This is a genomic window from Chryseobacterium taklimakanense, assembly GCF_900187185.1.
Classification (GTDB): domain Bacteria; phylum Bacteroidota; class Bacteroidia; order Flavobacteriales; family Weeksellaceae; genus Planobacterium; species Planobacterium taklimakanense.
On sequence record NZ_LT906465.1, the window covers coordinates 573,369 to 592,488 of the forward strand.

At 41.7% G+C, this 19,120-nt stretch carries 15 protein-coding genes; 4 read left to right on the forward strand and 11 right to left on the reverse strand.

What is annotated here, in order from left to right:
• Positions 1-57 precede the first annotated feature (57 nt).
• The 4 genes from CKV81_RS02860 to CKV81_RS02875 all read left to right on the forward strand — a co-directional run bounded on the left by CKV81_RS02860 (position 58) and on the right by CKV81_RS02875 (position 3,833).
• The gene (locus tag CKV81_RS02860) at positions 58-1,377 is read left to right on the forward strand and encodes an alpha-amylase family glycosyl hydrolase (RefSeq protein WP_258454480.1); all 1,320 of its coding nucleotides are present in this window, start codon (positions 58-60) and stop codon (positions 1,375-1,377) included.
• 160 nt (positions 1,378-1,537) lie between these two features.
• Positions 1,538-2,404 carry an alpha/beta hydrolase gene (locus tag CKV81_RS02865; RefSeq protein WP_095070240.1) on the forward strand — a complete coding sequence of 289 codons (867 nt, stop codon included), beginning with the start codon at positions 1,538-1,540 and terminating at the stop codon, positions 2,402-2,404.
• 23 nt (positions 2,405-2,427) lie between these two features.
• On the forward strand, positions 2,428-3,192 hold the full coding sequence (locus tag CKV81_RS02870) for an alpha/beta hydrolase (RefSeq protein WP_095070242.1): 765 nt from the start codon (positions 2,428-2,430) through the stop codon (positions 3,190-3,192).
• An 83-nt stretch (positions 3,193-3,275) separates the two neighbouring features.
• Complete coding sequence (locus CKV81_RS02875) at positions 3,276-3,833, forward strand: 3'-5' exonuclease (RefSeq protein ID WP_095070244.1); 558 nt, start codon at positions 3,276-3,278, stop codon at positions 3,831-3,833.
• Positions 3,834-3,854: 21 nt separating this feature from the next.
• On the opposite strand, the gene apaG is transcribed toward CKV81_RS02875, so the two are convergent.
• The 11 genes from apaG to CKV81_RS02930 all read right to left on the reverse strand — a co-directional run bounded on the left by apaG (position 3,855) and on the right by CKV81_RS02930 (position 19,041).
• Positions 3,855-4,241, reverse strand: coding sequence for a Co2+/Mg2+ efflux protein ApaG (apaG, locus tag CKV81_RS02880; protein WP_185116912.1), 387 nt, complete (start codon positions 4,239-4,241; stop codon positions 3,855-3,857).
• Positions 4,242-4,388: 147 nt separating this feature from the next.
• The gene (gene odhB / locus CKV81_RS02885) at positions 4,389-5,645 is read right to left on the reverse strand and encodes a 2-oxoglutarate dehydrogenase complex dihydrolipoyllysine-residue succinyltransferase (RefSeq protein WP_095070246.1); all 1,257 of its coding nucleotides are present in this window, start codon (positions 5,643-5,645) and stop codon (positions 4,389-4,391) included.
• Positions 5,646-5,686: 41 nt separating this feature from the next.
• The gene (locus CKV81_RS02890; protein WP_095070248.1) at positions 5,687-8,494 is read right to left on the reverse strand and encodes a 2-oxoglutarate dehydrogenase E1 component; all 2,808 of its coding nucleotides are present in this window, start codon (positions 8,492-8,494) and stop codon (positions 5,687-5,689) included.
• 209 nt (positions 8,495-8,703) lie between these two features.
• A complete protein-coding gene (locus CKV81_RS02895) occupies positions 8,704-9,711 on the reverse strand; it encodes an SRPBCC family protein (protein WP_258454591.1) in 1,008 nt (335 codons plus the stop codon).
• Between the two features lie 99 nt (positions 9,712-9,810).
• Positions 9,811-11,082: a glucose-1-phosphate adenylyltransferase gene (locus CKV81_RS02900; RefSeq protein ID WP_095070252.1), complete on the reverse strand. Its 1,272-nt coding sequence runs from the start codon at positions 11,080-11,082 to the stop codon at positions 9,811-9,813.
• 40 nt (positions 11,083-11,122) lie between these two features.
• Complete coding sequence (locus CKV81_RS02905) at positions 11,123-12,532, reverse strand: glycogen synthase (RefSeq protein WP_095070254.1); 1,410 nt, start codon at positions 12,530-12,532, stop codon at positions 11,123-11,125.
• Positions 12,533-12,584: 52 nt separating this feature from the next.
• The gene (glgB, locus tag CKV81_RS02910) at positions 12,585-14,684 is read right to left on the reverse strand and encodes a 1,4-alpha-glucan branching protein GlgB (RefSeq protein WP_095070256.1); all 2,100 of its coding nucleotides are present in this window, start codon (positions 14,682-14,684) and stop codon (positions 12,585-12,587) included.
• Between the two features lie 849 nt (positions 14,685-15,533).
• Positions 15,534-15,914 carry a VOC family protein gene (locus CKV81_RS02915; RefSeq protein ID WP_095074175.1) on the reverse strand — a complete coding sequence of 127 codons (381 nt, stop codon included), beginning with the start codon at positions 15,912-15,914 and terminating at the stop codon, positions 15,534-15,536.
• Between the two features lie 135 nt (positions 15,915-16,049).
• Entirely contained in the window at positions 16,050-16,853 is an 804-nt protein-coding gene (locus CKV81_RS02920) for an AraC family transcriptional regulator (protein WP_095070258.1), read from the reverse strand.
• Between the two features lie 230 nt (positions 16,854-17,083).
• Positions 17,084-17,983 carry a WG repeat-containing protein gene (locus CKV81_RS02925; RefSeq protein ID WP_169842762.1) on the reverse strand — a complete coding sequence of 300 codons (900 nt, stop codon included), beginning with the start codon at positions 17,981-17,983 and terminating at the stop codon, positions 17,084-17,086.
• Between the two features lie 149 nt (positions 17,984-18,132).
• On the reverse strand, positions 18,133-19,041 hold the full coding sequence (locus tag CKV81_RS02930) for an MrcB family domain-containing protein (protein ID WP_095070264.1): 909 nt from the start codon (positions 19,039-19,041) through the stop codon (positions 18,133-18,135).
• Positions 19,042-19,120 lie beyond the last annotated feature (79 nt).

Genomic DNA, 19,120 nt, shown 5'->3' on the forward strand with positions numbered 1-19,120 from the left:
ATGATGAAACGCTACATTTGGGCATATTTCCTCCTTTTTTCATTTTCATTAAATATTATGGCACAGCAAACAGACCACAGGTACCAACCAAAAAAATATGTAGAAATTCAAAATCCGGAATGGGTAAAAAACGCCACGATCTATGAACTGAACATCCGCCAGTTTTCATCGGAAGGCACTTTCAAAGCTGTGGAAAAACAACTGCCGCGACTGAAAAAAATGGGTATTGATATCATCTGGCTGATGCCCGTGCAGCCGATCGGCGTAAAAAACCGAAAAGGGACTCTGGGAAGTTATTACTCCGTGAAAGATTATCTGGATGTAAATCCTGAATTTGGATCTAAAAAAGATTTTCAGGATTTAGTCAATGCCATCCACAAGGAAGGAATGTACGTGATTCTCGACTGGGTGGCCAACCACAGCAGCTGGGACAACGATCTGGTAAAAAAGCATCCCGACTGGTATATCAAATCGCGCGAAGGAAAATTTCAGTCGACACCGTGGCGAGATTACGACGATATTATTGATTTTGATTACAGCAAGCCGGGTTTAAGAAAATATATGACCGATGCGCTGAAGTTCTGGGTAAAAGAATACGGAATTGACGGCTACCGCTGCGATGTGGCCAGTTTCATACCGTTGGAATTCTGGGAAAATGCCCGAAAAGAACTTGATGAAATAAAACCCATTTTCATGCTTGCGGAAGCCGAAGACAAGGAACTGCACCGAAAGGCGTTTGATGCGACCTACAACTGGACTTTGTGGAATTACCTGCACGACATTGCGATGGGGAAAAAAAATGCGGAGCAACTGGCGGGCGGCTACATTGCAGAGCATGTTTCCATATTTCCGAAGGAAGGCATACGGATGAATTTTATTGACAATCATGACAAAAACTCCTGGGAAGGCAACCAGTACAGCAATTTCGGCAGCGCGCTGAAAGCCGCAATCGTTTTTTCGGCAATGATGGACGGGATGCCGCTGGTATACAGCGGACAGGAAGCGGGACTGGACCGGTCCTTACAGTTTTTTGAACGCGATCCGATTGTCTGGAAAAAACATGAAAACGAGCAACTTTACACCTCGCTTTTTACGCTGAAGCATAAAAATCAGGCACTTTGGAACGGAAAATGGGGCGGCGAAATGGTCCGTATTACCAATGACCAAATGAAAAACGCCATCTCATTTGTGCGCGAGAAAAACGGCGACAAGGTTTTGACTTTTATAAATTTAAGTAAGGAAAAAATTACCGTCACTTTCGATACAGAATACGACAAGGGGCATTACACCATTCTTTTTACCGGAAAACAGATGCAGTTACCAGGAAAACTGGTTCTGACGATGGAGCCGTGGGAATATTTGGTGCTGCACAATTAGTTCTCACATATTACACAGATTTGCACAGAACAGTTGAATTCATTGATCAAGACATGTTCAGATATTCTTTTATTTAACTTAATAAATTTCACTCTAAGCAATAAAACTTTGTATATCATTGCGTTTATAACCGGATAAATTCCCTACATTTATTTTTGAAATGAAAATCGACCTCTATAATATCCTGGCAGTTGTGCTCATCATCATTTTGGGTTTGGGGCTGATTATCTATTTTTTCCAGCAGAAATTTTTCTTCCATCCCGAAAAACTTCCTGAAGATTTCAAATTTGCCTATGATAACCTGAACGCTGAAGAACTGACGGTGGAAACGGAACCGGGCGTGAAAATCAATTACCTGCACTTTAAAACCGAGCACCCGAAAGGCATTGTCTTTTATCTGAAAGGCAACACCAAAAGCATCAAAGGCTGGGGAAAATTTGCGATTGACTTTACGCGGCTGAGCTACGATGTGATCATGCTCGACTACCGCGGATTCGGGAAAAGCACCGGCAAAAGGACTTCCGACGGAATGAAACATGACATCCAGTTTATCTATAATCTGGTTAAAAAGCAGGTTCCCGAGGAACGGCTCATCGTTTACGGCAGAAGTTTGGGAACACCGTTTGCCGCCATGCTCGCGGCAAGAAACCATCCGAGGCTCCTGATCCTTAACTCCCCTATTTACAGCATCGAAAGATCGGTGATGCGCTATCTTCCGTTTCTGCCGGCAAAATATTTTGTAAATTTTAATTTTCCGACTTACAAATATCTGCAAAGTGTGCGCTGCCCCATCAAAATCATTCACGGCAGCGATGATCAGCTGGTTCCCGTAAAAACCGCGATCGAACTTTCCGAAATCCAGCCTGAAAACACGCGGCTGTACATCATCCTGAAAGCCGGGCATCTGGATGTGCATAAATTCAAGGAATATCACCGGATCCTGAATGAAATTTTTGAGGACATCGATGAGCCTGGAGAAGAAATTAATTTCTCGCAAACGAGCCTCAATATGAGTCACAGGGAATAAAATCGTAATTTTGAAGCGAAAATATGTCAAAAATCTTCCAGTACTTGCAGGAAAAAGTCGTATTCCTTCCGGTAAAACTTCCGGAGGATTTCGAGTACAGTTTTGACTGTGCTTTCGAAGAGTATTTTTTCGATACGCCAAATGAAGGTAAGATCAATGCCGTTCATTTCAAAATTCAAAAACCGAAAGGCGTCATCCTCTATTTTCACGGCAATTCGGACAATCTTGTGCGGTGGGGAAAAATTGCTTCTGACCTGACTGGATTTGGTTATGATGTTTTTGTACCGGATTACCGCCATTACGGCAAAAGCACCGGCCCACGAAATGAAGAATACCTTTTTTCGGACGCGCAGTTCTGTTACGATTTTTTAAAGAAACAGTACGGCGAAGAAAACATTATTGTTTACGGAAGAAGCCTCGGCGGAGCCTTCGCAGTAAAAATGGCTGCCGATAACGAACCTAAAAAACTTATCCTGGAAGCCACATTTTTCAACCTTCAGGACATTGTCAACCGCTGGCTGCCCAATTCGGCAACCGAAAAAATTTCGCCAAAAATGACCTATCACTTTCATTCCAATAAAAATATTCTCGAAGTGAACTGTCCGTTATATCATTTTCACGGTGACAAAGATTTTGTAGTGCCAATCAATTCCGGAAAAAAACTTTTTGAAACGCTTCACACCGAAAAACCTGAACTCGAAAAGAAATTCATCGAAATTAAAGGCGGCAGCCACGACGATTTATCGAAATTTGAGGAGTTCCAGACCGAACTGAACAGAATTTTGTAGATATTTTCCCGCAGATTACACAGATTTTTAGTAACGCCACCACCATTTCAGACAACATTAAACTTAATCTAACCATAAACTTCATGCTCGATTTTTGCGCTATTGATTTTGAAACCGCCACCCACGAAAGAAATTCAGCGTGTGAAATGGGCATTTGCCTCGTGGAAAACGGAGAAATCGTCGAGACAAAGACCTGGCTCATCAAACCGCCGAGTTTCCCTTACTTTAACCGCCATAATGTTGCGGTGCACGGTATTACAGCGGAAGATGTTCTTTACGCTCCAACTTTTGATGAAATTTGGTACGAAGCTGAAGAAATGCTGTACGGAAATCTGATGATTGCGCACAATGCGGGTTTCGATGCCGGAGTGTTGCGCGGCTGCCTGGATTATTACGGACTTTTCAAACCAAAAATAAAATACCTTTGCTCCATTCAGTTGGCCAAAAAATCGTGGAAAGGGTTACACAGTTACGGTTTAAAAAATCTCGCCAATCAGCATCAGATTGAGTTCAACCATCACAGAGCCGGTGATGACGCAGAAGTCTGTGCAAAATTATCTATGCTTGCCTTCGACCAACTGATGCTCACCAGAAATGAAGAAGTGGCTGATGTGATGAAAAATTCTTTAAAACTGCTTTAAGCAGAAGTTATTTTGTGTCAATCAGTTACTCAAAACCTGCGAATGAAGCGCGAATTTGGGAATTTCAACATCAAAAATTTCCTTTGAAATTAAATTTCTAAAAGTATAAGTGCCGGTCATATTACCAAATCCCGAACGAAGGATTACATTGGAAAAATAACTGAAATCGCCGTCAGGAATAATTTCAGGAGTCAGGCCGATTACACCGTCCCCGGCAACTTCCGTAAACCCGTAACCGACATCGTAAATCAGCCATTTCCGGCGAAGAAGCTGTACCGGAATATTACCGAGATTTTCAATATAGATGTTATACCGGAAAACAAAGCGGTTTTCAGAAGGATAACTGTTTTTATAATCGTAAACCGGCTGTACCGATACCCGAATATTAGAAGTGGTCCTGGACTCCATAATCTGCGATTTGCAAAATACATACAAAAAGGTTGCCTAACTTTTTTCAGCATTAAAACTTTAACGTTGAAATACACTACACCCAGTTCAAAATAAAAAATCCTGCCGTTCTTCACAGCAGGATTTTCATCATGTTTCAGTTAATTCTTAAAGTTCAAGTGCTTTACGTTCATCGCCACCCATCAGGAATTCTACCGGATTGTCAATTGCTTCTTTGATCGCTACCAGGAAGCCAACAGATTCCCTGCCGTCGATGATTCTGTGGTCGTAAGATACGGCAAGATACATCATTGGCCTGATTTCCACCTGTCCGTTCACTGCAACAGGTCGCTGGATGATGTTGTGCATACCCAGGATCGCGGACTGCGGTGGATTGATGATCGGTGTAGAAAGCATGGAGCCGAACACACCACCGTTGGTAATGGTAAACGTACCACCGGTCATTTCATCAACGCTGATGCTTCCGTCCCTTACTTTGTCCGCAAGCGCCTTGATGTTGGCTTCAACACCTCTGAAAGTCATATTTTCTGCATTTCTCAGAACCGGAACCATTAATCCTTTAGGCCCTGAAACTGCAATAGAAATATCGCAGAAATCGTAATTTACCTTGAAATCACCGTCGATAGACGCGTTCACATCCGGATACATCTGCAAGGCTCTGGTAACCGCTTTGGTAAAGAATGACATAAATCCTAAACCTACGCCGTGTTTCGCTGCAAATTCATCCTTATACTGTTTTCTGATTCTGAAGATCTCAGACATATCAACCTCGTTGAAAGTTGTAAGCATGGCCGTCTCGTTCTTCACAGAAACCAATCTCGCGGCCAGCTTTCTTCTGAGCATTGAAAGTTTTGTAGTTGTCATTGCTCTGGAACCCGATGTAGAAGCTGCAGTTCCGAAAGAAGGGGCAGCTTTCACAGCATCTTCCTTGGTTATCCTTCCGTCTCTGCCAGTTCCCTGTACCTGTGAAGCCTCCATTCCCTTTTCATCCAGAACTTTTTTAGCAGCCGGTGACGGTGTTCCGGTCGCGTAAGTTGCTGCAGGTTTTGGTTCTTCTTTTTTAGGTTCTTCTTTTTTAGGTTCTTCTTTTGGAGCTTCCGCGGGTTTTTCTTCAGCTTTTGGAGCTTCAGCAGCCGGTGCAGCAGCTGCGCCTTCAGGTTTCGCAGCATCCATATCGATCAGGCAAACCACCTGGCCTACCTGCACCACTTCGCCTTCTTCGGCTTTCAGGGTAATTACACCGCTCTGCTCAGCCGGAAGCTCAAGAGTCGCTTTATCAGAATCCACTTCTGCAATTGGCTGGTCTTTTTCTACGTAATCACCGTCTTTTACTAACCACGTTGCGATTTCAACTTCTGTGATCGATTCGCCCGGTGAAGGAACTTTCATTTCTAGAACTGACATATCTTAAGTTTTTTATTTCTTTAAATTTAAATTATCGTTAATTATGCTGTTACAGGCCTACTGTTAGGGGCGTCGTTGGTACCGAAAACACTGTTGATCACAGCCGTCTGGTTTCTTTCAAACATTTTGTGGCTGCCCGGCGCAGGTGCTCCGCTCGGAACCGGTGCAATAACCTGAATTCCGGTATCCCGGAAGTTTCTCAGTATATAAGACCATGCGCCCATATTCTCAGGTTCTTCCTGTGCCCAGATCAATTCTTTTCTGTTAGCATATTTAGCAAAAATCTCAGCGATTTTATCTTCCTGAATCGGATAAAGCTGCTCTAATCTTACCAGCGCTACGTCATCCCTGCCCAGTTCTTCTTTCTTAGCAAGAAGTTCATAGTACAGTTTCCCTGAGCATAGCACCAGTTTTTCAACTTTTGCAGCATCAGCGGCAGCGTCATCAATGATGGGCTGGAACTGCCCGTTTGCCAAATCTTCAAATGTTGAAATTACTCTTGGATGTCTTAACAGCGATTTGGGCGACATGATCACCAATGGTTTTCTAAAGCCGAATTTAAGCTGTCTTCTCAGTGCGTGGAACAGGTTGGCAGGCGTCGTGAAATTACCTACGATCATATTTTCGTTGGCGCAAAGCGTAAGGAATCTTTCAAGCCTTGCTGAAGAGTGTTCCGCGCCCTGACCTTCAGAACCGTGTGGTAAAAGCATCACCAGACCGTCCTGGATTTTCCATTTTTCCTCGGCAGCAACCAGATACTGGTCAACAATGATCTGTGCACCGTTTACGAAATCACCAAACTGCGCTTCCCAAACCGTAAGCGTATTTGGCGAAGCCATCGCATAACCATAATCGAAACCAAGCACGCCATATTCAGAAAGGTGCGAGTTGTAAACATCAAACTGTGAGTCTGAGATGTGTCTCAAAGGGATGTATTCTTCTTCACTGTCCTCGGTTTTCACTACAGCGTGGCGGTGAGAGAAAGTTCCTCTTTCAACGTCTTCACCCGATATTCTCACGCCCTTTCCTTCGCTGAGCAAAGTTGCGTAAGCCAACCACTCACCAAGTGCCCAGTCCAGCGTGTTCGCATCAATCTGTTTCAGTCTTGTCTCGAACAGACGGGTAATCTTGTTGATGAATTTTTTATCTTTTGGCAAAGTTGACATCTGAACGGCCAACTCTTTCAGCTTACTGATGTCGAATGATGTATCAACAGGAGACTGAAGCGCTCCTCTTTTGCAAAGCGGGAACTCCTTCCAGTCGTCTTCCATGAAGATATCCATTGTATTTTTCTGGATTTCTTTGGATGCGTCGAAGTTTTCATCAAGCAAAGCCTTGAATTCGGTTTCCATTTTCTTCAGAACCTCATCAGAAACTACATTCTCGCTGAAAAGCTGTTCTTTGTAAATCTCACGCGGATTTTTGTGTTTTGAAATCTGTTTATAAAGGTTTGGCTGCGTAAAACGCGGTTCATCACCTTCGTTGTGGCCGTATTTTCTGTAGCCCAGCAAATCGATATAAACATCTTTGCCAAACTTCGCACGGTACTCGGCAGCGAATCTGATGGCGTGTACCACCGCTTCCACATCGTCCGCATTCACGTGCATTACCGGTGAATTGGTAACCTTGGCAATATCGGTACAGTAAATTGATGAACGGGCATCAAGATAATTGGTGGTAAATGAAACCTGGTTGTTTACGACAATATGAACAGAACCGCCGGTTTTATAACCTTCAAGCGTCATCATCTGCGCCACTTCATAAACGATTCCCTGGCCGGCGATGGCACCGTCACCGTGAATCACAATTGGAAGCACTTTACCGTAATCGCCTTTATATTTGTGGTCTACCTTTGCGCGGCAGATCCCCATTACCAAAGAAGCCACCGTTTCCAGATGCGACGGGTTTGGCGTTAAGTTGATGGCGACTTCTTCCCCGTTCGCCGTGGTTATTTTTTTGGATGAACCCAGGTGATATTTCACGTCGCCCGAGAACACATCCTCTTCAAACTCTTTACCTTCAAATTCTGAGAAAATCTGTTTGTAGGATTTTCCGAAAATATTGGTTAAAACATTCAGCCTTCCTCTGTGCGCCATCCCAAGAACCACTTCGTCCACACCAAGCTGCGAGGAACGGGTAATCAACTGGTCCAGTGCCGGGATCAAAGATTCGCCACCCTCCAGGGAGAAACGTTTCTGTCCGACAAATTTTGTGTGCAGGTAGTTTTCAAATGCTACAGCCTGGTTAAGTTTGTGCAGGATTTCTGTTTTCTCATCGGCAGAAAGTGTTGGGTGGTTTTCATTCACCTGAAGCCATTTGCGAATCCAGTCTTTCTCTTCCACGCTTTCCATATGCATATATTCCACACCGATGGAATCGCAGTAGATCTTTTCAAGGTTGGTGATGATTTCCTGCAGCGTGGCCGCCTGCGGCATGCCTATTTCTGTCGCACTGTTGAACTTTTTGTTGAGATCTGCCTGTGAAAGCCCAAAATTTTCAATTGCCAGCGTAGGCTCGTAATGCCGTCTTTCACGTACCGGATTGGTTTTTGTGAAAAGGTGGCCCCTTTGTCTGTATGCGTTGATAAGGTCGAGAACCTTAAATTCTTTCTTGATATCTTCCGGGATTTCACCATTCTGCGAGAATGAATTCACTGCAGCTGCATTAAGTGCCTGCGAAGGTGCCGCACTGTAATTGTCATCCTCTCCGTAGTTTTCAAGAGCAAAGTCGAAGCCTTGAAAAAAGGCCTTCCATGAAGGCTCTAGAGAATCGGGATATTTCAGATATTGTTGGTATAAATCCTCAATAAATTGAGAATGGGCTGCGTTTAGGAATGAAAATCGGTCCATTATTTACAGTTTCTGTTCAGATAAAATGTTAAACCACAAAATTATAAAATATAAATGAGGAAAAGTAATTATTTGACCTAAAAAATCTATGAAACCGATAGATTTTGTGTAGCCGATCTCACTTTGTGAAACAAGGTCCGGAACTATGTGTTATTTAATGAAAAAGCCACAGGATTTCTCGCCCCATTTTTTTAAAAAATAAATACGGACTACCTGTAGACGGGCAGCGAAAGTTTGACATTCACATCGCCCCCTTGGTGAGGTGGCTCTATGAACATCTGCTGGAGTTCACCATAGCGCATCGAATCTTTTTTTGCCCTTTGCAAAAGCTCCTGAATGGCGCGCAATCGGTTTTTATAGTTTCCCTGAAAATAGATGACATACTGTTTGGAGGGATTCACCGTGAGGAAACTGAAATTATTGTCTGAAACACCGATCCTCTTTGAAAGCGGAATGCCGTAGAAATAGGCAATTTCCTTATCCCTGTAGTTATTGGCATCCGTAAGCAGTACCGGAAACCCGAATTCATCTTCACGCTTATCCAAATCATTCGTCACGAAATTGAAAACCTTGTTATGGTTCAGGACGATATTTTTGATCAGCTGGTCGCCTTTGTTCGGGGTGCTTACATTCACGCCTAAAAGGAGGTTACCTTCCGCTTCTTCCACCATGAGGCTGTCGTACTTTATCGAGGTTAAAAGCTGGTCTTTATCTACTTTATTGCTGAGAATATTGGAAAGGCTGACCATACTTTTATCCAGATTCTCCACGAAATCGCTTTCACTCCAAAGGTTCACAGAGCGTTTCATCCAAGGCTGTTTCGGCGTATGCACAAACCAGGTCATTTTAGTCCTGGTTGGCGACACCATTTTAAATTTAACATTGATGAGATAGGGGTTGCTTTCCTTACCTTCGAAGAGCTGATATTTTAAAGTGCTGAAAGGGTTTTCGTAGCGGATGAACATATCGCCCCGCTTACCGGCTTTTTCATCATTGAATGACAAGGCTGCGCCCTGCCCTTCGTAGGGTGAAAAGTAATCGATGGTCATGTTCCTGGAATCGCTGAAGTAGTGGTTCCAGCGGGTGAAATTCTGTAAATTGTTGAACTGCGGATAAACTTTTTCGATGGGATAACTGATTTCCTTTTCCACAGTAAACGTTTTGCTTTCCTCTACAAAATACATAGAAGCCGCATAAATTCCCAACAACAGAAGCACTGCCAAAACTCCAAATTTAAACCAACGCATGGCGCAAAAATAAAAATAAAAAAAAGAGTGACCAATCGTTTGCGGCCACTCTTTCTATAGGTTTTAAAATTAAGCGATGTGCGTTCCGTCGTAGATGGTAGCACCTTTCTTCACGACGACGATGCCGTCTTTAATGGAGTGGGTGTCATAATCGCCGTCCGGCAAATGGCGGCCGCCGATGATCCTTACATTATTCCCGATTCTGGCATTTTTATCAATGATGGCGCGCTCGATATAGCAGTATTTACCAATGCCAATATTAGGCTTGCCGGAGTTTTCATTTTCCATGATCTCTTCGGTTGGCTGATATAAATCGGCACCCATAACGTAAGAACTGACTACGGTACTTCCCTTGTCGATCCGGGTTCTGTTGCCGATGATGGAATTTTCAATTTTGTCGGCCATCACGATGCAGCCGTCCCCAAAAACGGCACGCTGCACATAGCTGCCCATAATTTTAGACGGCGGGAGCATTCTTGCCCTGGTATAGATTGGGCTGGTGCTGAAAAGGTTGAATTTCGGCAGATCCTGTGCCAGATCGAGGTTGGCCTGGTAAAAAGATTCAATCGTACCGATGTCAGTCCAGTAACCGTCGTACTGAAAGCTCATCGTCTTGTAACCGTTGTTCATTGCGTTTGGTATCAGGTCTTTCCCGAAATCATCTCCCGGATCCTCACCGAAAATTTTCTTCAGAACCTTTTTATTGAAAATATAGATTCCCATGGAGGCCAGATATTCCTTGCCTTCACTTCTGCTTTTTTCTGAGGTTTCAGAACGCCATTCGTGGAGGATGTCCTCTGCCGGTTTTTCTATGAACGATTCAATGTTTCCCGCCTCACTGGCCTTTAAAATACCAAAACCCGTCGCATCTTTAGCATTAACCGGAATGGTAGCAATGGTAATATCCGCTTCATTTGCGCAATGGAAATCCACCATCTCCCGGAAATCCATCTGGTACAGCTGGTCTCCGGAGAGGATAAGAACAAGGTCGTATTCATACTTATCCATATGTTTCATGCTCTGGCGTACGGCATCTGCCGTTCCCTGGTACCACTGATCGTTTTCCACGTTCTGCTCTGCTGCGAGAATATCGACAAACCCTCTGCTGAAAATATCAAAATTGTAAGAGTTTTTGATGTGTGAATTGAGTGAAGCGGAGTTGAACTGCGTCAGCACAAGTATTTTGTTGTAACCCGAATTCAGACAGTTGGAAATTGGGATGTCTACCAATCTGTATTTGCCTGCAATGGGCACTGCCGGTTTGGAGCGGGAATAAGTGAGCGGAAAAAGCCTGGTGCCTCTGCCACCGCCTAAAACAATTGAAAGAACGTTGGGATTCATATTTTTATTTAATGATTTTAATCGCGTATAATTTTACTGATTATTTCCTGTATAAATTTACATAATTTTCAGCAGATTTTTCCCATGAAAAATTGAAATTCATATTGGCGGCAATGAGATTTGTCATCAGTTTTTTATCCGCGTAAATATTCAGCGCCCGGTGTAAAGCATTCACCGCGTCGTCAGCACTTGGGTATGCAAAATTGAGTCCCGCACCACCTGTGGTAATGTCCTGCACCGTATCCTTGAGGCCGCCGGTATAGCGAACGACCGGTATGGTGCCGTAGCGCATGGCGTACATCTGGTTAAGCCCGCACGGCTCTACCCTGGAAGGCATCAGCAGGAAATCTGCCGAAGCATAAATCCTGTGCGACAGGGCTTCTTTATAACCCAGATCCAGAGCAAAATTGCTGAAGTGATCATCCAGGTCTTTCAAACGGTTTTCAGTATCTTTATCACCGGAGCCAAGAACGATGATGTTTAATTTTCCGTGAGTTTGCCGGATGCTTTTCCACACGATTTCCGGCAGCAAATCAGCCCCCTTTTCACCGGCGAACCTACCGATGAATCCGATGAGCGGTAAATCGGGATTTAAGCCGTACTCTTCACAAATTTCGATTTTATTCCTGCGTTTGCCCTGTTCTGCGTCCTCTTTTCCATAATTGAAATCAAGCATATCATCGGTTTCCGGATTCCAGACTTCAGTGTCAATCCCGTTAATGATGCCGTAAGCTTTCGCGTGTTCCTGCTGCACAAGCGTTTCAAGGCCCCGCAGACTGTGATAGAGTTCTTCCATATAACCGCCTGACACCGCATTGAAAGCGTGGCAGCATTTCAGCATCGCAGCGAGCGGATTGATCATTCCGGCCCAGTCCAGCAGCCCAAGATTGGTTTCACCATTTATCCACGGGAAATAATTCAGCATCTCCCATTTCATCTGCCCCTGATATTCACCGTTATGAATGGTACCGATGGTTTTTACCCCTTTCAGGAAACGGAATTCCGGACAGTGCTCCACCATAAACGGAACCAGGCCGGTATGGTAATCGTGGCAGTGCAAAACGTCCGGGCGGATCTTCATCGCGCTCAGCCAGTGCAAAACGCCGTGCTGAAAGGCCAGAAACTGCTGGCTCTCATCCCAGTACCCGTACGGATTGTCGCGATCCAGAAGCCCGGGGATTTTAACCAGATAAAGTTCAAAACCGAGAGTATTTCCTCGCTCCTTCATTACCTGCACCTGAAACATATGGTGCGACTGATGGATAAAACCGTCGAAAACAGTCTCGAAATCGTGATCGTGCACGAACTGGCGGTTGTACCAGGGCATCACCACTTTAGCATCGATTCCTTCAATCTTATTCTGATACTTCGGCAAAGCGCCTACCACATCACCGAGCCCGCCGACTTTGGCGACCGGATAGCACTCCATGGAAAGGTGAAAAATTTTCATAACATCTGGTGTTCAGGATTCAAAGTTCAGGTTCAGTTTGGTAGTGCGTGGTTTATACTGTCTTTTTCGGTTTAATTTCTTTTGCAGCTTCACCGGCTGCTTTTTTCAGCTTTGAAACTTTTTGCCGGGTTTCTTCAGGCACTGCAGCCTTTTTCGCAGTGGTTTTAGCAGGTTTTTTTCCTGCCGCCGGTTTCTTTCCGTCTTTGATTTCTGAAGTTTCTGCGGCTGCTTTTTTCCTTCCTTCAGGCGTTTTCTTTTGTTTTAGAACCACACCTGCCAATGGCGGAAGTTTCAGTATAATGGCATTCGGGCGGTACATCCACTCATCATCTTCTTCGTCAATGATCTCTGCCTTCACACCGCTGCCGCCGTATTTTTCATCATCGGAATTCAGGATCACTTCCCAGTTTGTGCCTTCGTTCACACCGATTTTATAATCAAAAACCCGTGGCGTCAGGTTGAGCACGGTCATCGTCACCTCGTCCTCCTCTTTCCCTTTTCTTAAGTAAATATAAATGGAGTTGTTGCCGTCGTTAGCCTCCACCCATTCAAAACCACAGGGACTGAACTGGTTTTCGAAGAGCGATTTTTCGTCCCGGTAGAGGTGGTTAAGGTCTTTCACGAATTCCTGTAAACCCTTGTGCACCTTATGTTCCAGCAAATGCCAGTCGAGCGATTCTGCAAAACGCCATTCGCTGGTCTGTCCGAATTCATTACCCATAAATAGCAGTTTGGCAGGCGGCTGCGTGTACATATAGGTGTAGAGCGCCCGCAGGTTGGCAAATTTCTGCCACTCGTCGCCGGGCATTTTATAGATCATGCTCGCCTTGCCGTGCACCACCTCATCGTGGGAAAGCGGCATCATATAATTTTCATTATACATATACATTGACGGGAAGGTGAGCTTGTTGTGGTGGTATTTCCGGTTTATGGGATCTTCCTTAAAGTATTTCAGCGTATCGTGCATCCAGCCCATCATCCATTTCATTCCGAACCCGATTCCGCCGTGGTGTACGGGTTTTGTAAGCATCGGGAAATCTGAACTTTCCTCGGCAATTGTAATCACATCCGGAAAATCCTTATAAACTGCGGTATTTAAATCCTGCAAAAAATCTTTGGCCTCCAGGTTCACATTTCCGCCAAACATATTCGGAATCCATTCGCCTTCTTTCCTGGCATAATCAAGGTAAAGCATCGAGGTTACGGCATCTACCCGCAGACCGTCTGCATGGTAACGGTCGAGCCAGAACATCGCATTGGAGATTAAAAACGACTTCACTTCCGGCCGGCCATAATTGAAGATATGGGAATTCCACTGCGGATGGAAGCCTCTCCTTGGGTCTTCGTGTTCGTAAAGATGGGTGCCGTCGAAATAATGCAGACCATTGGCATCGCCCGGGAAATGCGAGGGAACCCAGTCCAAAATGACGCCGATTCCGTTTCTGTGAAGTTCATTGATTAAAAACATGAGATCCTGGGGTGAACCAAAACGCGAATTGGCTGCGAAGAACCCCGTGATCTGGTAGCCCCAACTGGGTTCGTACGGGTGTTCCATCACCGGCATGAATTCTACGTGCGTGAAACCCATCTCTTTGATGTATGGCACCAAACTTTCGGCAATCTGGCGGTAACTCAGAAAACGCTCCGGATTGTCCGGACTGCGCATCCACGAGCCCAAGTGCAGCTCATATACGGAAAGCGGTGCTTCAAGGCTGTTTCTCTTCCAGCGGTCTGCCATCCAGCTGTCATCATTCCATTCGAACCACGTTGTTGAAATGAGTGATGCGGCCTGTAAATTCTGTTCCCAGCTCAGGGCGTAGGGATCGCTTTTCTCTAAAAGTTCGCCTTTGCCGGTGCGGATCGCATATTTGTAAACCGTGCCCCAGGATAAGCCGGGAATAAAGCCTTCCCAAATTCCTGAACTGTCCCAGCGCGGATACAGCTTATGCACCCCGGAATGCCAGCCATTGAAGTTTCCAATGACGGAAACCTCCTTTGCGTTGGGTGCCCAAACTGCAAAATAAGTACCATCCTGATCTTCAACAGTTGCAGCGTGTGAACCGAATTTATCATAAAGGCGGTAGTGCTTACCTTCCCTGAAAAGATAAACATCCTGTTCGGAAAAAAGCGTGTGTGGCAGAACGTTTTGCATAGACCTGAAGTTTTGTTTGAAGGTTACAACCTACTAATTTACGAAGATAAGGCTTTAAAGACCAATTAAATTATAAGAAAATGCTAATTTTTGGTTAAGAAAAACTTCACATAGTTCCCCCCGAAGATCGGACAGTGGGTTTAATTGGAAAAAACCTATTAAATTTACAATACGTCACATAGAGAAACTGCGAAGCACATCATGAACTCCATTAACAAAATAAAACCTTCGTGAATAAAATTCAATTCGCAGTTTAAGTTGAAGTTTGTCGCCTGCTACCCAAAACATACAAAATCAAACTTAACTTTTATGATTTGCTGTCCAAAATTTGGGGGAAACTATAATTAAACCAATAAAAAGCTCCAAGGACTGCACTTTGCTAAATTTGAAATTATTCTGAGCGGGATATCTGCTTATCGCAGACTCGCCATTAAAAACTAACGCCGTCTGAAGTATTACTACCAAAGACTTTTGTGCAATCTTACCTGAATTGCAGACGGGTTTTTAAACACCATTGCTTAAACCGGTCTTTTCAAGGAGCGATTACTAAGATAAGAACAAAGAATTTAAGATAGTAATATGAAGTACAGACTTTATCTCGTTAGCGGCTAAAAACAACTTCGTTTTCGAGTAGGGGAATTGCAGGTAACGGGAAAGGGCTTGGCGAAGGCGGGGCTAAGAATGACAAAACTTCCAACTAAACCCGAACTTAGCAAAAACCATTTTCGTTTTTTCAAAATTACAAAAAATAAAAAAACGTAATGGTTTTTTGCGGCTAAAAGTGCTGAAATCTTCTAAGTGATAACACTCCGCCCCGCTTTTGCCAAACCCATGTTATCCGTAGTGCTTTTAGTCTGCTGGTTTTGTATAAGTTACAATGTCAATTCCAATTCCATTTGGGTCTTTAATTGCAAAATGTCTGTCGCCCCAAAGTTCGTCTCGGATTTCAAACTCCATTGAGACACCTTTTTCTTTCAGCCTTTTATAAATTTCGTCCACATTTTCAACTTCTATAGTCAAATAAACACCTTTTCCGTTAAATGCTGATTGGAAAATAGGTTTTTGACTTGGATGGTTCGGTTGCAAAAAACTGATTTCTGACGAATTGTTTGGTGTGTGCAAAAGAATATAAAATTCATTTTCAAAACTCACTCCAAAGTCCAACACTTCTTTGTAGAATTTTTTGGTTTCACTTAATTTTTCTGTAATAATTCCTGCGTTAAGTTTCATTTTGTTTGTAGTTTGTGCATTTGAAATTCCAAAAAGCAAAACAAATGCGGTTAATAATATCGTTTTCATTATAATCGATTTTGTTTTACAAATTTAGTTTGAGATTAACAGCTGGAATTGTAAAAATCGGACAAACTAACGGAACGCTTCGGAAGGAGTTATTCCATAGAATGTTTTGAAGTTTTTAATAAAGTGTGCTTGGTCAAAAAAACCAACGTCAAAATAAAGTTTATTATTTTTCAAACTTTGTTGGGAAGGTTTTGCATTTAAAATGTATTGAAAGCGAATAACGTTACTAAAAGATTTTGCTGTTGTTCCAATATAGTAATCAAAAATTCTTCGTAATTGTCGAGCACTTAAACCTGTATCCAAATCTTTTTCTGTATCTAAGAAACCTTTTTTTTGAAAAATTAGAATTAGTGAGTTCAAAAAACGCTGGTCTAATTCTATGTTTTGATTATGAATAACCTCTAGAAATTTTTTGTTCAATTTTTTTGAAATATCTTCAAATGAAGTTCTTGGTTTTATTTCGGAACATATCCAATTATAAATTTCGGGATTTATATTTTTCAGTTCCTGTGAGTGATTACTCAATTTTTTAGCGTTTATTCCGAATAATATTGGAAAAGCAGTTGGCAAAAAACGAATGCCGATATAATTAAACTCTTTTCCTATGTTGAATTCAGTAAATTTTCTACAAAATCCCATAACAAAACTCTCCTCAGGTTGTTTATTGTCAAAAAAAATATCAATACAACCATCAGAAACAACACAATAATTGAAATCTTCTGATAATTTTCTTTTGGTTTTCAGTTGCCAAAAACAGTAAACAAAATTTTGGATTTCGTTTTTTGGATGAATTTCTTGATAAGTTATTTCTCCGTCATTTTTAGAAACTGTCGGTTGAATTGGTTTGTAGTATTTTCTTATTGTTTCCATTTTCTACGGGAGTTTTGATAGCATTACGCATAACGGGAAAGGGGCTTTGCGAGGTGCGGGCTACTGCAAACCGAAAGTCGGGAGGAGAACCAATCTCTAGCAAAAACCATTTTCATTTTTTTCAAATTTACAAAAAAAAATGAAATGGTTTTTTGCGGTTACTGCTTACAAATTTTCTGAGATTTCCTTCAACCCCGCATCTTGCAAAACCCATGTTATGCGATGTTTTTTTAATATTCATAAGAGTAATATTCATCCTTTTTACCCTTTGTTTTTAATATGATATATTCTTTCATCAATTGTATTTTGTCGTATTTAGGTTCTTTAATTATTTTGTTGTCGGTATTTATTAAGCCTTTTTTACCATTCTGTTCAATTATAAAATATCTCCAATTTTGTGATGAAATTAAATTGTCAAATTTTACAGGAATAATAATTTCATTCATAGAATTAATTAAACCATATTTATTATTTTGTTTTATGATTTGATAATATTTTTCGTCAACTGAAAAGTGTCTTGCTGTATTTACAAATGAAATATTCTCATCTAAAACAATTGTATTTGTGGGATTTAAAAGGTCTAAAATTAATGGTTTATTATTTTTTGTTGCAAATATTTTATAATTATCTTCTGTATAAAAAATGTATTCTTCAGGAAAAATCATATTACCGTTGATATCGAAAACTCCACAATAACCATTTTTATTTTCTGTTAAATAAAAATCATCATTTTTATTTGATGAAACTCTTTTATATTTTACTGGAAGTATAATTTTTCCACTAGTATCAGTTAAGCCGAATTCTGAATTTTTAGTCCAAAGTATAAAACGATTATTATCTCTGGGAAGAATGTATTTAAATTGTAATGGAATAATTTCTTTATTCTCAATATTTACAATTCCATTGTTGTCGCCTTTTCTGACGATAAAAACTGAATTTTTATATTCGATAAAATCATAATTGAAAGGAATTATTGTTTTATTTAAACTGTCTACAATTCCATAAAGATTGTTTTTCCTTTCTAAATATATATTTTCGTCAATTTTAGATTTAAAATTCTGTCCAAACAACATATTTATGGTTGCAAATAGAATTAAAATCAGAAATGTTCTATTAATAACGGTTTTCATAAAATATCGCATAACGTTTTCGGGCTTTGCGTTCGGGCGGGTTTCGGAGCACAAAACTGTCAACCAGCACTGAACTTAAATAGAAGCACAAAGCTCTAAGATTGCACGTCACCCCGCCTGACGCAAAACCCGTGTTAGCACCAGTTTTTCTATTCATTTTGCATTATATTTTGTCTTAGTTGTTCAAGGTCACTAGGGTCGTCAAGTCTATGTATCATACTGTGACAATTACTGCACAAAACCGCAAAATCTGTTTGAATATTAATTTGAAATTGTCCAATTCCTAAATTGGCAATCGGTGTTAAATGATGAGCCGCTATGAACTGACGGCCAAGTTCACCATACTTGTCAACAAAGTTGAAGTCACAAGCCTCACAAATATATCCTTTAAAATCTTTTACTTTTTTTGAAACACCTGAATTACGTTCTATTCTAAAATGAAGTCGATATTGTTTTTTTTCAATTGCAGTTAAGTCTTTCTTTTCGTCAATTTGAGTGTCATTAAATGTTAGTTCTTCATATAAATGCAAAAAGCGAAGAACGTCTGCAGTTAATTCAGCGACATTTGGCAAATTGTCTGCGGAGTAATATTTAGCAATGATATTACCTGCCTTATAAAGTTTAGCGTTTGAACTATTAGAATTTAAGTCTATTTCTAACAGGTCATTTTCGTCAATATCAATTTTAGCTCTAAAGTCTTCGGCTCTTAATTTTAAAACATTCTTAGCGTCCCTTCTGTAATATTCTCTAACCTCAGTTACACCTTGGTTTAAAGATAAATATACACCAGACATATCCGATTTAAATAGAAAAACAGGATAGTAACCAGATTGAGGTGTGTCTGTAATTAATGTGTCTAAAATAGCTATCCAAGGATTATCTGTCCAGTTACCTTTACCTGGTGAGCCTGCCACTTTATAGCGTGACTGGTCAGGTAAAATTTGAGCTAAAAGATTTGGGAATTCATTTCGCAGTCTGTCTGCAAGTTGATTACCTGCAAAAGTTAGTTGCTTTTGCGTCAAATAATTTTCAATTGGTTCTCTTAATATTCTGTCCATAAAATTGGTGCTAACGTTCTCGGCTTGGCGATGTGGCGGATTTTTAGTACGAAAGTTCTATAGAAATACTGCTGTTGAA

Excerpts from the sequence above, each read along its gene's own strand:
- CKV81_RS02860 (WP_258454480.1), top strand. The coding sequence starts at position 58 with ATGGCACAGCAAACAGACCACAGGTACCAACCAAAAAAATATGTAGAA.
- CKV81_RS02865 (WP_095070240.1), top strand. The coding sequence starts at position 1,538 with ATGAAAATCGACCTCTATAATATCCTGGCAGTTGTGCTCATCATCATT.
- CKV81_RS02870 (WP_095070242.1), top strand. The coding sequence starts at position 2,428 with ATGTCAAAAATCTTCCAGTACTTGCAGGAAAAAGTCGTATTCCTTCCG.
- CKV81_RS02875 (WP_095070244.1), top strand. The coding sequence starts at position 3,276 with ATGCTCGATTTTTGCGCTATTGATTTTGAAACCGCCACCCACGAAAGA.
- apaG (WP_185116912.1), bottom strand. The coding sequence starts at position 4,241 with ATGGAGTCCAGGACCACTTCTAATATTCGGGTATCGGTACAGCCGGTT.
- odhB (WP_095070246.1), bottom strand. The coding sequence starts at position 5,645 with ATGTCAGTTCTAGAAATGAAAGTTCCTTCACCGGGCGAATCGATCACA.
- CKV81_RS02890 (WP_095070248.1), bottom strand. The coding sequence starts at position 8,494 with ATGGACCGATTTTCATTCCTAAACGCAGCCCATTCTCAATTTATTGAG.
- CKV81_RS02900 (WP_095070252.1), bottom strand. The coding sequence starts at position 11,082 with ATGAATCCCAACGTTCTTTCAATTGTTTTAGGCGGTGGCAGAGGCACC.
- CKV81_RS02905 (WP_095070254.1), bottom strand. The coding sequence starts at position 12,532 with ATGAAAATTTTTCACCTTTCCATGGAGTGCTATCCGGTCGCCAAAGTC.
- glgB (WP_095070256.1), bottom strand. The coding sequence starts at position 14,684 with ATGCAAAACGTTCTGCCACACACGCTTTTTTCCGAACAGGATGTTTAT.
- CKV81_RS02915 (WP_095074175.1), bottom strand. The coding sequence starts at position 15,914 with ATGAAACTTAACGCAGGAATTATTACAGAAAAATTAAGTGAAACCAAA.
- CKV81_RS02920 (WP_095070258.1), bottom strand. The coding sequence starts at position 16,853 with ATGGAAACAATAAGAAAATACTACAAACCAATTCAACCGACAGTTTCT.
- CKV81_RS02925 (WP_169842762.1), bottom strand. The coding sequence starts at position 17,983 with ATGAAAACCGTTATTAATAGAACATTTCTGATTTTAATTCTATTTGCA.
- CKV81_RS02930 (WP_095070264.1), bottom strand. The coding sequence starts at position 19,041 with ATGGACAGAATATTAAGAGAACCAATTGAAAATTATTTGACGCAAAAG.